General features: G+C 56.3%; 14 protein-coding genes. 2 read left to right on the top strand and 12 right to left on the bottom strand.

Annotated elements, in window-relative coordinates; genetic code table 11:
• Positions 1-117 precede the first annotated feature (117 nt).
• Positions 118-1299, bottom strand: a complete 1182-nt coding sequence (locus AC559G_RS11830) for an MFS transporter (RefSeq protein ID WP_498912682.1) — start codon at positions 1297-1299, stop codon at positions 118-120.
• 103 nt (positions 1300-1402) lie between these two features.
• Between AC559G_RS11830 and AC559G_RS11825 the strand changes: the two genes are divergently transcribed.
• The gene (locus tag AC559G_RS11825; protein ID WP_438597137.1) at positions 1403-2281 is read left to right on the top strand and encodes a LysR family transcriptional regulator; all 879 of its coding nucleotides are present in this window, start codon (positions 1403-1405) and stop codon (positions 2279-2281) included.
• 30 nt (positions 2282-2311) lie between these two features.
• On the opposite strand, the gene proX (AC559G_RS11820) is transcribed toward AC559G_RS11825, so the two are convergent.
• The 11 genes from proX (AC559G_RS11820) to AC559G_RS11770 all read right to left on the bottom strand — a co-directional run bounded on the left by proX (AC559G_RS11820) (position 2312) and on the right by AC559G_RS11770 (position 13487).
• The gene (gene proX / locus AC559G_RS11820) at positions 2312-3313 is read right to left on the bottom strand and encodes a glycine betaine/L-proline ABC transporter substrate-binding protein ProX (protein ID WP_438597136.1); all 1002 of its coding nucleotides are present in this window, start codon (positions 3311-3313) and stop codon (positions 2312-2314) included.
• A gap of 51 nt (positions 3314-3364) precedes the next feature.
• Positions 3365-4360, bottom strand: coding sequence for a glycine betaine ABC transporter substrate-binding protein (gene proX / locus AC559G_RS11815; RefSeq protein ID WP_498912681.1), 996 nt, complete (start codon positions 4358-4360; stop codon positions 3365-3367).
• Positions 4361-4423: 63 nt separating this feature from the next.
• Positions 4424-5581, bottom strand: a complete 1158-nt coding sequence (gene proW, locus AC559G_RS11810; RefSeq protein WP_498912680.1) for a glycine betaine/L-proline ABC transporter permease — start codon at positions 5579-5581, stop codon at positions 4424-4426.
• Complete coding sequence (proV, locus tag AC559G_RS11805) at positions 5578-6777, bottom strand: glycine betaine/L-proline ABC transporter ATP-binding protein ProV (RefSeq protein ID WP_438597133.1); 1200 nt, start codon at positions 6775-6777, stop codon at positions 5578-5580. The genes proW and proV overlap by 4 nt, the downstream gene beginning before the upstream one ends.
• Before the next feature lie 427 nt (positions 6778-7204).
• Positions 7205-8800 (bottom strand): sensor histidine kinase, encoded by a 1596-nt coding sequence (locus tag AC559G_RS11800; RefSeq protein ID WP_498912679.1) that lies wholly within the window; start codon positions 8798-8800, stop codon positions 7205-7207.
• Between the two features lie 147 nt (positions 8801-8947).
• The gene (gene nrdF, locus AC559G_RS11795) at positions 8948-9907 is read right to left on the bottom strand and encodes a class 1b ribonucleoside-diphosphate reductase subunit beta (protein ID WP_498912678.1); all 960 of its coding nucleotides are present in this window, start codon (positions 9905-9907) and stop codon (positions 8948-8950) included.
• 8 nt (positions 9908-9915) lie between these two features.
• Entirely contained in the window at positions 9916-12060 is a 2145-nt protein-coding gene (gene nrdE / locus AC559G_RS11790) for a class 1b ribonucleoside-diphosphate reductase subunit alpha (RefSeq protein WP_462614269.1), read from the bottom strand.
• Positions 12042-12446 carry a class Ib ribonucleoside-diphosphate reductase assembly flavoprotein NrdI gene (nrdI, locus tag AC559G_RS11785; RefSeq protein WP_498912677.1) on the bottom strand — a complete coding sequence of 135 codons (405 nt, stop codon included), beginning with the start codon at positions 12444-12446 and terminating at the stop codon, positions 12042-12044. The genes nrdE and nrdI overlap by 19 nt, the downstream gene beginning before the upstream one ends.
• A gap of 9 nt (positions 12447-12455) precedes the next feature.
• Positions 12456-12692, bottom strand: a complete 237-nt coding sequence (nrdH, locus tag AC559G_RS11780; RefSeq protein WP_095847504.1) for a glutaredoxin-like protein NrdH — start codon at positions 12690-12692, stop codon at positions 12456-12458.
• Positions 12693-12931: 239 nt separating this feature from the next.
• Positions 12932-13075: a hypothetical protein gene (locus AC559G_RS11775; protein ID WP_498912676.1), complete on the bottom strand. Its 144-nt coding sequence runs from the start codon at positions 13073-13075 to the stop codon at positions 12932-12934.
• A gap of 103 nt (positions 13076-13178) precedes the next feature.
• Positions 13179-13487, bottom strand: a complete 309-nt coding sequence (locus tag AC559G_RS11770; protein WP_095847509.1) for an ElaB/YgaM/YqjD family protein — start codon at positions 13485-13487, stop codon at positions 13179-13181.
• 221 nt (positions 13488-13708) lie between these two features.
• Between AC559G_RS11770 and asr the strand changes: the two genes are divergently transcribed.
• Complete coding sequence (gene asr, locus AC559G_RS11765) at positions 13709-14101, top strand: acid resistance repetitive basic protein Asr (RefSeq protein WP_498912675.1); 393 nt, start codon at positions 13709-13711, stop codon at positions 14099-14101.
• Positions 14102-14186 lie beyond the last annotated feature (85 nt).

The following is a 14186-nucleotide window of genomic DNA, read 5'->3' as shown; positions in this document are numbered from 1 at the left end:
AATTATCAAGGGTAAAGGGCGCCGTTACGCATCGCGAAATACGGCCCTGTTTCATGCTCATCACCTTACCAGAGCGGCGGGCGCCTTTATACCCCCATACGGGCCTTCGGCTGTGCCCTATGGATCAAACCGCTTGCCGAACTGCCAAATCGCCAGATTCAGCAGGCATAAAACGCCGCCGACAGCGGACACCCCATACCATCCTGCGTGCTGGTAGGCCGAGGCGGACAACAGTGAGCCCAGCGCGCCGCCGATAAAATAGCTGGTCATATAGCCGGCTGTCAGGCGGTTGCGGGCTTCCGGCATAATGCGGTAAATCACGCTTTGGTTGGTGACGTGTACCGCCTGTACCGCCAGATCGAGGATCACAATCCCCACAATCAGCGCCCATAGCGATTGTTTTGCCAGCGCAATGGGCAGCCATGACAACAGCAACAGCGCCAGGCCAACGCTGGTGGTCAGGCGGGCCTTGCCCTTATCGGCCAGATGGCCGGCGCGTGAAGCGGCCAGCGCCCCGGCTGCGCCCGCCAACCCGAACAGCCCAATGGCGCCTTCCGAATAGTTGAACGGCGGCGCTGCCAGCAGAAAGGCGATGGACGTCCAGAGAACGCTGAAGTTGGCGAACGACAGCGCGCCAAGCAGCGCGCGGGTACGCAGCAACGGCGTGCCGCTGAATAGGGTGAAAATCGATTTCAGCAACTGGAGGTAATTTAGCCCGGTATGCTGTTTGTAGCGCGGCAGCGCACGCCACAGCAGCAGCGCCATTAGGATCATCAGCACGCTGGCTACCCAGTAAATGGTGCGCCAACCGCCGATCGCCGCCAGCGCGCCTGCCACGGTGCGCGCCAGCAGGATACCCAGCAGCAGGCCGCTCATGATAATCCCCACGGTCTTTCCGCGCTTTTCCGGCTGCGCCAGCGAGGCCGCCAGCGGCACCAGTATCTGCGCCACCACCGAAAACAGCCCGGTCAGGGCGGTGCCCAACATCATCAGCGGCAGTGTGCCCGCGCTGGCGGTGATCAGCATGCCGCAGGCCGCCAGCAGCGTCATAAACACAATCAGCCCGCGGCGTTCAAACATATCGCCGAGCGGCACCAGCAGCAGCAGGCCGGTGGCATAGCTCAACTGGGCGACAGTGACGATCAGCCCAGCCTGGTTGACCGACAGGCGGAAACTCTGGGCGATGGTTTCCAGCAGCGGCTGGGCATAATAGTTACTGGCGACCGCCAGGCCGGTGGCGATGGCGATCAGGGCGGTCAGCATCGGGCTAAGGCCTGAAGTTGGGGTTGATGGGCGCATAGGTTCTCATCATCGGAAAACGTGGGGGGGAGTATCCGGCAGCGCGGTAGATTAAACCAATGTATAATTTTCATTTGATTAATCTCATTTTGAGATAGATACCATGAACCTGAAACAGATCCGCTATGCGCTGGCGGTGGCCGAGGAGCAGAGCTTTACCCGGGCGGCGCAGCGCTGCCATACGGTGCAGTCGGCCCTCAGCCACCAGATTGCCAAGCTGGAGGATGAGCTGGGTTGTTCACTGTTTGAACGCACTTCTCGCCGGGTCAGGCTGACGACCGCCGGCCAGGCATTTATTCCGTCCGCGCAACGGTTGCTGGCGGCGAAACAGGCGCTGGTGGAAGAGGTCACCGCCGCCAGCAGCACGGTGTCCGGCACCCTGAGCATCGGCACCATATCAACGATAAACGCGATTGATCTGCCCAGTATGCTCGACAAGTTCCACCGCCACTATCCGGCGGTGAATATCCGGCTGTACGTGGGCATGAGCGAAATGCTGCTGGAGGATGTGCGCCAGCAGAAACTCGACCTGGCGTTTGTCGGCATCTGGCCGGGGGATATTGATCTGCTGCCGGTTTCCCATCGTCGGTTGATCGATGAGCCGCTGGTAGCGCTGGTGGCCGCGCAGCATCCGCTGGCCGGTTGTGAACGTGTGAGCCTGAAGGCGCTGTCGGAGGTGCCGCTGGTGGATTTTTACAGCGGCACCGCCGCAAGGCGGCAGACCGATCGCGCGTTTCAGGCCGCGGGCATCAAGCGGCACGTCAGCTTTGAAATCGACCATTTCGAATGGTTGGAAAATCTGGTCAGCCGAGGGTTGGCCGCGGGCATCGTACCGATCTCAACGGCGCAGCGCCTGAGTACGCTGGTGTCGATCCCGATTCAGGATGGGCCGCGACGCCAGGTGTTTTGCGTATGGCCACAGCCGCTGTCGAAGGCCGCTGAGCGTTTTTTGCAGGGTGGGGGGATTGTCGTCGAGGAATAAGGGGCGCAGCGGGCTGCGCCCCGGAAGGCATTATTTCTGTGCGGCTTCAGCGGCGGTTTTGACCCAACCGTCGAAGGTTGCCTGGTGGGCTTTAATCCAACCGTTGACGTGGTTTTCGATATCGGCTTCAGAAGACTGGCCTTCATGCATACGCAGGTTTTGCGCGTTCACGTCCGCGATAGGCAGGCGCATGATCGCGAACAGTTTGGCGGCTGCCGGGTTGGCTGCGGCCCACTGTTTGTTGGCGGCGATACGCATGGTATTCACTGGGAAACCGTAGTTGTTGCCGTTAGGCAGCTTGGTATCCACGTTTTGCTGCGCGCCCGGCAGGGATGAGAACGGCACCTGCAGCCACACTACGTCACGCCCTGGCACCAGCACGTCGCTAACCCAGTACGGCGTCCAGGTGTAGTACAGCACCGGCTTGCCTTCTTTATAACGGGTGATGGTATCGGCAATCATCGCCGCGTAGTTGCCCTGGTTGTGCTCAACGGTCTTGCTCAGGCCGTAAGCGTTTATCTGGTGGTTAATCACCGCTTCACAGCCCCAACCCGGCGTACAGCCGGTCAGATCGGCCTTGCCATCGCCGTTGGTGTCAAACAGCTTGGCGATGTTGGGATCTTTCAACTGTTCGATGTTAGTGATGTGGTGCTGTTCGGCAGTTTTCTTGTCAATCAGGTAGCCCTGAGCGGCGCCGTTAACGTAAACGCCTTCACGGTAGAACTTGGCATCGCCGCCGGCGGCTTTGTACTGATCGGCGTGCAGCGGATCCCAGCTCACGGCGAGGAAAGTGGCGTCGCCAGAGGCAATGGAGGTATAGGCAACGTTATAGTCCACTTCACGCGGCGGCTTAACGTCATAGCCGAGTTTTTCCAGCGCTTTGCTGACCAGCAGCGTTTGGAAGGTTTCTTCCGAGATGGTGCTTTGCACCGGCTGTACCGAAATGCCTTTGCCGGGCAGATCGGCGGCGTAAGTGAATTGTGAACCAATCAGTGTTGTCAGGGCCAGAGCCCATATTCCTGCTTTGCGCATAGTGAAATACCTTATTTTTGTCATGTGACGCCGGGTTACCGGCGCAGGAGATTATTTCGCCGCCGCGGCAGCCGTTTTGATCCAGCCATCAAACGTGGCCTGGTGAGCACGGATCCAGCCGTCGACATGGCGCTGTATATCGGCGCTGCTGTTTTCGCCGTTGTGCATACGCAGGTTCTGCGCGTTCACATCGGCCAGCGGCAGCTTCATGATGGCGAACAGTTTCGCCGCCGCCGGGTTGGCCGCCGCCCACTGTTTATTGGCGACGATATGCTCGTTATTGACCGAGAAACCGTAGTTTTTACCGTTAGGCAAGGTGGTGTCGGTGTTTTTCAACGAGCCGGGGCCGGCGGAAAACGGCACCGTCAGCCACACCACGTCGCGGCCCGGCACCAGTTCGTCGCTAACCCAGTACGGCGTCCAGGTGAAGTAGAGCACCGGCTTGCCCTGTTTAAAGCGGGTGATGGTATCGGCGATAATCGCCGAGTAGTTACCCTGGTTTTGTGTAACGGTTTGGCTAAGCCCATAGGCATGGATGTGGGTGTCGATCACGTTGCCGCACACCCAACCCGGCTCGCAGCCGGCCAGATCGGCCTTGCCGTCGCCGTCCGCGTCAAACAATTTCGCCAGCTTGGGGTCTTTTAACTGGGAAATATCGTGGATTTTGTAGCGATCCGCCGTTTTCTTATCGATCAGATAGCCCTGTGCGGCGTTGGTGATATACACCCCTTCACGATAAAACTTTTGCCCACCGCCGGCGTTGTTATACATATCCACCTGCAGCGGTTCCCAGTTCACCGCCATATAGGTGGCGTCGCCGGCGGCAATCGAGGTATAGGCTACGTTGTAGTCCACTTCTGCCGTGGGTTGAACGTCATAGCCCAATGCCGTCAAGGCTCGGTTGACCAGCTCTGTCTGGAAGCTTTCTTCTGCAAGGGTACTTTGTACCGGTTTTACCACGACGCCTTTACCGGGAAGTTCTGCGGCAAAGGCTTGAGCACTAAACAATGCTCCAAGGGCGACAGCCCAAATTCCTGCCGAACGCATAATGGTTCCCCTTCGGTGATGGTTGCGTGCCATGGCCCCCGGCTGGCGCCGGGAGCCGAGCGATTACGCTTTTTTGATGAATGGACGGGTGAGCAGGCCGATTGGCCCGTGAGCATACCAGCGGCCCATCCCCTTGCTGCGGCGATCGCGCCCCAGAGATTGGGTCAGGCGATCGAGAATAATGGCCAGAATAACGATACCCACGCCGCCGACCGCCGCCAGGCCCATATCAAGGCGGCCGATACCGCGCAACACCATCTGGCCCAGGCCGCCAACGGCAATCATCGAGGCGATGACCACCATCGAAAGCGCCAGCATCAGCGTTTGGTTCACGCCCGCCATAATGGTTGGCATCGCCAGCGGCAACTGTACTTTAAACAGCATTTGGCGCGGGCTGGAGCCAAAGGACTCGGCCGCTTCGATCAGATCTTCCGGCACCTGCTGTATACCCAGGATCGTCAAACGCACTATGGGCGGCAGGGCGAAGATGATGGTCACCACCACGCCGGGCACGTTGCCGATACCAAACAGCATGACGATCGGCACCAGGTAAACAAACGCCGGGGTGGTTTGCATGGCATCAAGAATCGGCCGTATCACCCTGGCGGCGTTTCTGCTGCGCGCCAGCCAGATGCCGAGCGGCAAGCCGATCACGATACAAAACAGCAGGGCGGTTAATACCAGCGCCAGCGTGACCATCGCTTGCGACCAGGCACCAATGGCGCCGATGGCCACCAGTGACACCAGCGTAGCGGCGCCCATGCCCAGGCTTGAAAGCTGCCAGGCGATCAGCGAGAACACCACAATGGCAACCGGCGCCGGCATGCCGAGCAGCAGTTGCTGAAAGCCGCTCAGAATGAAATCCACCGGCACGCGGATCCCCTGAAACAGCGGGCGGAAGTGCAGTACCAGCCAGTCGATGCCGCTGGTGACCCAGGAATCGAACGGTACCCAGGCTTTATGGAACGGATCGAGCAGGTTGAAGTGCTCCGGCTGTGCCGGGGCGCTGTTCAGCCAGTCGCTGCTCTGTGCAGCCTGGCTGGCGGCATCGTGTGACGCGGGCGGCGGTGACGTTGACCAGGCATCGTTCGCGTTGTCTGCGGGCGCCGCGGTGCTGGCCCAGGGATCGCTGTTTGCCGCGGCCTGGCCTGCGGCGTCATGGGCCGGGGCGGCACTCTGTTCTGCGGTGCTGGCCCACGGGTCTTGAGTTTGATCAGTCATTCGGTTGAGCCCTCTTTATCTAAAGCCTGCAGCAGCATGGCTTTGGAAATAATGCCGATATAGTTGTTCTCTTCGCCGACGACCGGCACGGCGCAAGGCGCCTGAGCGACCAGGGAAATCAGTTCGCTGAGCGGCATGTCGGCCGGCACCGGTGCGGGCGCTTCGAGCAGCGCATCGTCCAGCGTTTGGCCGGCCGCCAGGGCTTTTTTCAGCGATTCTATCGACACCACGCCGATGAATTTCTGCCCGCGTTCAAGAACATAGCCATAATCGCGGTCTTCATCCTGCAGCAGCCGGAGCGCTGAACGCGGACCAAAACCGGGGGTTTTACGAATTAACGTTACCGGGCGGCGTTTGGCGATATCTTTTGCGCTAAATACGTGGCTGATATCAACGCCGCGGAAGAAGGTGCGGACATAATCATTGGCCGGATTATTCAGGATTTCATCCGGCGTACCGACTTGAATAACCTCACCGCCTTGCATAATGGCAATACGATCGCCAATGCGCATGGCTTCATCCAAATCGTGGGAAATAAACACGATGGTACGCTGGTGTTTAGACTGCAATTTCACCAGCTCATCCTGCATTTCGGTACGAATTAATGGATCCAGCGCCGAGAAGGCCTCATCCATTAATAATATGTCGGGATCGTTTGCCATCGCACGGGCTAACCCTACGCGCTGGCGCATGCCGCCGGAAAGTTCATCCGGGTAGGATTTGGCATAATTTTCCAGCCCCACCTGGCGCAATGCATCCAGCGCTTTTTCCTGGCGCTCACGCAGTGGTACGCCGGCTAATTCCATGCCGAATGCCGTGTTGTCTAATACGTTCATATGCGGCATTAGCGCGAATGACTGGAACACCATGCTGATCTTATTACGACGCACGGTACGCAGGGCGGCATCGGATATTTTTGAAATATCTTCACCGTCAATCAGAACCTGCCCGCGGGTAGGTTCTATCAGACGATTGAGAAGGCGTACCAGGGTGGATTTCCCCGAACCGGAAAGCCCCATGATGACAAATATCTCGCCTTCTTCAATGGCCAGACTTGCGTTTTTTACACCCAGTGATAACCCGGTTTTTTCAAACAGCTGATCTTTGGATAATCCTTTATCAATCAGTTTGAATGCGCGATCTGGGTGCTCGCCAAATATCTTATATAGGTTTTTTACTTCGAGTTTAATTGCCATGCAATTTTCTGTTTCCTCTGGAGTAATTCAAACGATAAAAATTTCCTAATAGAAAATAATAGTGCCCTATACCCTAACACAGTGAGCTTCTGAGACAAGTCTCAATCTTCCCTCGAGGGTATATCTGAGGTTTACATCCGCTTTTTTATTGGTTATGGTACTTTCGCCCACCTTACATATTTTTTTCACTATTCGTAATAATTCTCCGAACACACTGATTTTTAGATGTAATAAATTCGTTGTGAAATTTTCAAATATTATTCTTAGTATTAAAATATTACCGTAATACGTGACGCTTTCTGGAGGAAATAGGCGTTACATTTTAGATTTACGGCGTGCTATTTTTTGCGGGGTATTCGCGGTAATAAAACGTAAATTACGCTTAATTATTGTGTGGGTATATAACCCCGCCTAATGAACCGAATGGTTATCTTGCTTTGGGAATAAAAAGGGAGAATACGGTGCCATGCGGCGAGTTATCCGTCACTTCTATGCTGCCGTGCGCTTGTGCCACATGGCTGGCGACCAGGTGCAGGCCAATGCCGTGATCGCCCTTATCTTTTGTCGTCACCCCTTGCTCAAACAGCGTGTCACGGATCGCCGGCGCAATGCCGGTGCCCTGGTCTGCGACGTCGATCACCAACTCGTTGCCGCTGTCGCTGATATACAGCTCGACGGGCGCCTGCGGCGTTGCGCCACGCAACGTCGCCTCTACGGCGTTATCCACCAGGTTGCCGATGATAGACATCAGCTCGGTTTCATTCAGCGCGGCAGGCAGTTGGCGCAGTTGGCAGGCGGGATCAAACTGCAGGGTAATGCCTTTTTCGCGGGCGCTGGCATATTTGCCTAACAGTAGGCCGCACAGCGCCGCCGAACTGAAGCGTTGAGCAATGAAATCCAGGATTTCCTGGGCGCCTTCCGACTGCGCCTCGACATAGCGCACCGCTTCATCGTAGCGATGCATATGTAACAGCCCGGCTAGGGTCGCCGCCCAGTTAAGCTGCTCATGGCGCATGATACGCAGGGTATCCGCGTAGCGCCGCACCTGGCTGAGCTGGCTGCTTAGCGTATTGATGTCGTTTTTGTCGCGGAAGCTGATCACCCAGCCCTGCAGTTTATCCTCCTGCAGGATGCGCACCCGGCTGGCGATGACGCGCACGTGGTTAAAGCGGCAAACGTCATCGTGGGTATTCTGCGCGAGCTTGGCCGGGCTGAAAAAATCTGGCTGAGCGTTGATCACTTCGCTGATCTCTTTGCCGATCAATACGCTGGCCGGTTGATGCAGTGTTAATAGTTCACGCGCGGCGCGATTGATGGTGATGATGCGCTGGCGATCGTCAATGGCGATCACCCCTTCATAGATGGCTTCCAGCAAGGCTTTTTGCTGGCGGACCAGCAGGGCAATCTCTTCCGGTTCCAACCAAAACATCTGGCGTTTGAGGTTTTTTGCCAGCAGCCAGGAGAATACGAACAGGGTGATCAAGAGCAACACCACGGAGAGAACAATTTGGCTCAGGCTGCGGGCATTCAAACTGTCGATGTACGATTTTAAGTAGCCGACGGAGACAATGCCGATCACCCGGTTATGCTCATCCATAATCGGGGCTTTGCTGCGTAGCGAAATACCGATGCCGCCTTCGCGCACTGAAATAATGCTTTTCCCGGCCAGCACCTGCTTATTATCGCCGCCGACCATCGGCGTGCCGATACTGTTGGGGGATTGTGAGTGATAAAGATGCAGGGTCTGGCTATTGCCGATAACGATATAGCTGGCATCGCTGACGGCGCGGATTTTGTTCATCAGCGCGGCGATTTGCCCGGTATCGTTGTGTTCCACCGCGCTGATCAGCGGCGGCATCAGCGCAATTTCCCGCGCCTGCACCTGGGCGCGGGCGCCAAGATCCTCATGCAGTTTGGCATCCAGCCGGTAATAGGTATAGCTGCCGATCGCCGTCAGCAGCAGGCAGGAAAAGGCGACCAGGCCAAGAAAAAGTTTGATTTGGTAAGACAGTTTTATGCGCATGGCCTGCCGTTTAATCCGGTGAATAACAAGGGCGCAGTGGTGCGTTCAGCCGGTAAGCCTACCATGATATGCGGTGCCAGTAATATTGTGGCCGATCACGTTGCGCCGGGTTTGGCGCAACGTGAAGCGGGTGGGGCGGGTACGCGCTTAGAAATCCCAGTCTTCGTCTTCGGTATTGACGGCCTTGCCGATGACGTATGACGAACCGGAGCCGGAGAAGAAATCGTGGTTTTCATCCGCGTTCGGCGAAAGCGCAGAAAGGATCGCTGGGTTGACTTCGGCCATCGCCGGTGGGAACAGGGCTTCATAGCCCAGGTTCATCAGCGCCTTGTTGGCATTGTAATGCAGGAAGGTTTTCACATCTTCTGTCCAGCCGACGCCGTCATACAGTTCTTCGGTGTAGTGAACTTCGTTGTCGTACAGATCCTGCAACAGATCAAAGGCGAAGTTTTTCACCTGCTGGCGGCGTGCCGGATCGGCTTTTTCCAACCCTTTCTGGAACTTATAGCCGATGTAGTAGCCGTGCACCGCTTCATCGCGAATGATCAGGCGGATCAAATCGGCGGTGTTGGTCAGCTTGGCGCGGCTGGACCAGTACATCGGCAGATAAAAGCCGGAATAGAACAGGAACGATTCCAGGAAGACGCTGGCGACCTTTTTCAACAGCGGATCGTCACTGCGGTAGTGGGCCAGAATGATACTGGCCTTTTTCTGCAGCGCGCGATTCTCTTCGCTCCAGCGGTAGGCATCGTCAACGTCGGGCGTTTGGCACAGCGTAGAGAAGATCGAGCTGTAAGAACGCGCGTGCACCGCCTCCATAAAGCTGATGTTCGAGTATACCGCCTCTTCATGCGGCGTTAGCGAATCGGCAATCAGCGCCGGCGCGCCGACGGTGTTCTGGATGGTGTCCAGCAGCGTCAGGCCGGTAAATACCCGGATGGTCAACTGCTGCTCCTGTGGGGTCAGCGTGGCCCATGAGGGGATATCGTTGGAAAGCGGCACTTTCTCCGGCAGCCAGAAGTTGGTGGTCAGGCGGTTCCACACTTCCAGATCCTTGTCGTCTTCGATTTTGTTCCAGTTAATCGCCTGGACACGTTGCATAGTCATAAGATCCCTCACAGCGAGCAGGACACGCAGCCCTGCACCTCGGTGCCTTCCAGCGCCATCTGGCGCAGGCGGATGTAGTAAATGGTTTTGATCCCTTTGCGCCAGGCGTAGATCTGCGCCCGGTTGATGTCGCGCGTGGTGGCGGTATCGCGGAAGAACAGCGTCAGCGATAGCCCCTGATCGACATGCTGGGTGGCGGCGGCATAGGTATCAATAATCTTTTCCGGGCCGATCTCGTAGGCATCCTGGTAGTAATCCAGGTTGTCGTTGGTCATGTAAGGCGCCGGGTAATACACGCGGCCAATCTTGCCCTCTTTGCGGATCTCGATACGTGACACGATCGGGTGAATGCTGGAGGTGGAATTATTGATGTAGGAAATCGAACCGGTTGGCGGCACCGCCTGCAGATTTTGGTTATACAGCCCGTGCGCCATCACAGACTGGCGCAGCGCCTGCCAGTCGTCCTGGCTTGGGATACTGATATTGGCCTGAGCGAACAGTTCGCTGACGCGTGCGGTTTGCGGCTGCCAGCTTTGCTCAATGTATTTGCTGAAATATTCGCCGCTGGCGTAGGTGGAGTTTTCAAACCCGCCGAAACTGCTGCCGCGTTCTATCGCCAACTGGTTGGACGCGCGGATGGCGTGGTAGGCCACGGTGTAGAAATAGATGTTGGTGAAATCAATCCCTTCTTCGGAACCGTAGTAGATACGCTCACGCGCCAGGTAGCCGTGCAGGTTCATCTGCCCCAGGCCGATGGCGTGTGAGGCGCGGTTGCCGCTGGCGATTGAAGGCACCGAGCTGATGTCGCTCATGTCCGCCACCGCCGTCAGCGCGCGAATCGCTGTTTCCACCGCTTTGCCGAAGTCCGGCGCGTCCATGGTCTTGGCGATGTTCAGCGAGCCGAGGTTGCAGGAGATATCTTTGCCCACTTCCGCGTAGCTGAGATCGTCGTGGTAGGTGCTGGCACGGTTGACCTGCAGGATTTCCGAACATAGGTTACTCATGTTGATGCGCCCGGCGATCGGGCTGGCGCGGTTGGCCGTATCTTCAAACAGCATATATGGGTAGCCGGATTCAAACTGGATTTCCGCCAGCACCTGGAAAAACTCGCGCGCATTGATGCGGGACTTGCGGATGCGCTTGTCGCCCACCATTTCGCGATATTTTTCGCTGACGCTGATCTCTGAGAACGGCACGCCGTACACCCGCTCCACGTCATACGGCGAGAACAGGTACATTTCTTCGTTGTTTTTCGCCAGCTCAAAGGTGATATCCGGGATCACCACGCCGAGCGACAGGGTTTTGATGCGGATTTTCTCATCGGCGTTTTCACGCTTGGTATCGAGAAAGCGCAGGATGTCGGGGTGGTGCGCGTTAAGGTACACCGCACCGGCCCCCTGGCGCGCGCCGAGCTGGTTGGCATAGGAAAAGGCATCCTCCAGCATTTTCATGATCGGGATAACGCCGGACGACTGGTTTTCGATGCGTTTGATCGGTGCGCCCACTTCGCGAATATTGGTCAGCAGGAAGGCCACGCCGCCGCCGCGCTTGGAAAGCTGCAGCGCAGAGTTCACCGCCCGGCCGATGGATTCCATATTGTCTTCAATGCGCAGCAGAAAGCAGGAAACCAGCTCCCCGCGTTGGCGCTTGCCGCAGTTGAGGAAGGTTGGGGTAGCCGGCTGGAAGCGCCCGGAAATAATTTCCTCGACCAGATCCTGCGCCAGTTGGGTGTTGCCGGCCGCCAGAGTCATCGCCACCATGCACACGCGGTCTTCATAACGTTCCAGATAGCGTTTGCCATCAAAGGTTTTCAGCGTGTAGCTGGTGTAATATTTGAAGGCGCCCAGAAAGGTATCGAAGCGGAACTTCTTGGCATAGGCCTGGCGGAACAGTTGCTTGATGAAGGCGAACTCATACTGCGCCAGCACCTGCGCTTCGTAGTAGCCTTCCTCTACCAGATAGCGCAGCTTTTCTTCCAGGTTATGGAAGAAAACGGTGTTTTGGTTGACGTGCTGCAGGAAGTATTGGCGTGCGGCCAGCCGATCTTTATCGAACTGGATGCGCCCTTCGGCATCGTAAAGGTTGAGCATCGCGTTGAGCGAATGATAATCCAGCGCGCCGGACGCCGGTTTGGTCAGTTCTGTTGTTGCCAAAATGCGGTTACTCCCTGTCGAACGTTTGCAACGTCTAGCTCGGTGCCGAGCAGTTCAAAACGGTAAAGAAAAGGCACCTGGCATTTTTTAGCGATAATGTCGCCGGCAATGCCGTACGCTGCGCCGAAGTTGGTATTCCCGGCGGCGATTACGCCGCGCAGATAGGAACGGTTCTGTGGCACATTGAGAAAGCGGATCACCTGGATCGGCACCGCGCCGACGGTGCTACCGCCGCCGTAGCTGGGCACAATCAATATATAGGGTTGTTCCATTAACAGCTTGCTGCGGGCGCCGGCGATCGGGATACGTATCGCCGGCAGGCCCAGCTTCTCAACGAACCGATGGGTGTTCTCCGAACTGCTGGAGAAATAAACCAACGGATTCATGCCTGAACCTCACGATGCCAGGGCTTGGGCCAGCGCGCCGATTTTGTCCGGGCGGAACCCGGCCCAGTGATCGTCGCCGGCGATAATCACCGGAACCTGTTGGTAACCTAATGATTTTACATGTGTCAGGGCCTGTTGATCCTGCGTGAGGTCGATGACCTGATAATCAATCCCTTGTTTATCAAATGCGCGATAGGTGGCATTGCACTGGACACAGTCAGGTTTACTGTAAATAATAATGCTCATGATTCGCATTTACCTTGTGGTTTGAAGGAAAGGCGGCCAACACCAGAAAACGGAGCATCTTACGGCGTTTCTGGCAGCGTTATCAGCCGGCACGATGTCCCTGCGGCTGACATAATGAATACTATATATTGATATTGGTTTTATCAACCATTCTACATATAGTGTTTTTGCCTTTTTTTATGCAAGCCGCAGCCGGGCTGGGTTGCGTGGGGAAAATTTTTTTTCGGCGTGTCCGGCTCCTAATGCGGGCCGTCTTCAAACATCTCGACAAACGGGTGAGTAACGCCCGCATCGGCGTTGGCGTGGCGGTAAAGTAGCCAGGTGCGGTTTTTCACCGTTTCACCGGCAATCTGGATAGGGACCCGCCAAAGACGATCGTTCAACGCCGGATGTGTGGGGAAGTAGGGGGATAAAACGTAAACGGCCCGTGGTTACCCACGGGCCAGACGCACATTTGTTGTTTTCTCTTTATAACTGCAGGGGGTGTTAACGCCGGGCCAGCAGGACGCCGAGCACGATGCCAACAGCGGCTCCGATGCCTACGCCCTGCCAAGGTTTGTCGTGTATATAGTTGTCAGCATGGCTGACCGCGTCACGCGCGTGCTGTGTCAGGCTGGGGGAATCGTTAAAGCGTGCCCTGGCGTCGCGTAAAACCCCTTTCGCCTTATTGTGCAGCTCTTTCAGTTCCTCTTTGCTCTTATCACCGGAAGCCCGCAGGACTTCGTCTAATGTATCGGCAAGCAGAGTGACGTCCTGATCGATATCTCGTTCTACTTTTTCGCTTTTCTTAAACATTCGGCTCTCCGTTTCGACACATGTCTGGTAAGTATAGACCATTTTGGTCATTTTGCCGGCGGCGCTGGGGTATTGCGCTGCGCCAAACGGCGTTGCCGTGTTCTGTACATTTGGTTACGTGAGGAAACCAATCCCTTACTGAAGCACTACACGGGTTCCTCTATTATCAGCGCAACGGCTCCATTGGGGGCTTACCGAAAAAAACGCTGAGGAATGTCACTATGAAAAAAGTATTTGCGCTGATCGTTGCTGCCGCTATGGGTCTGTCTTCTGTTGCTTTTGCCGCTGATACTACAGCGGCACCGGCTTCCGCACCTGCTACTGCTGCGGCGCCTGCTGCTGCACAGAAAGCACCGGCTAAAACCACCACTCACAAGAAAGCCCATAAAAAAGTCACCAAAAAAGCCCCGGCACAGAAAGCTCAGGCGGCTAAAAAACATCATAAAGCCACTAAAAAAGCCGCGCCAGCCGCTCAAAAAGCACAGGCGGCTAAAAAACATCATAAAGCCACTAAAAAAGCCGCACCAGCAGCCCAAAAAGCGCAGGCTGCCAAAAAACACCACAAAACCGCTAAAAAAACCGCCGCTAAAAAAGCCGCTACTCCAGCCGCTTAATCATCAGTGATGGAACGGCACCGGTTAACGGCACAGTGCCAGTATGCAGACACCCGGGCTTGCCCGGGTGTTTTCTTTTTGGTGC

Origin of the sequence: Gibbsiella greigii, assembly GCF_039540155.1 — a bacterium.
Taxonomy (GTDB): Bacteria; Pseudomonadota; Gammaproteobacteria; order Enterobacterales; family Enterobacteriaceae; genus Gibbsiella; species Gibbsiella quercinecans.
Note: the sequence above shows the minus strand (reverse complement) of the source record. Positions and strands in the feature narration are given on the sequence as shown.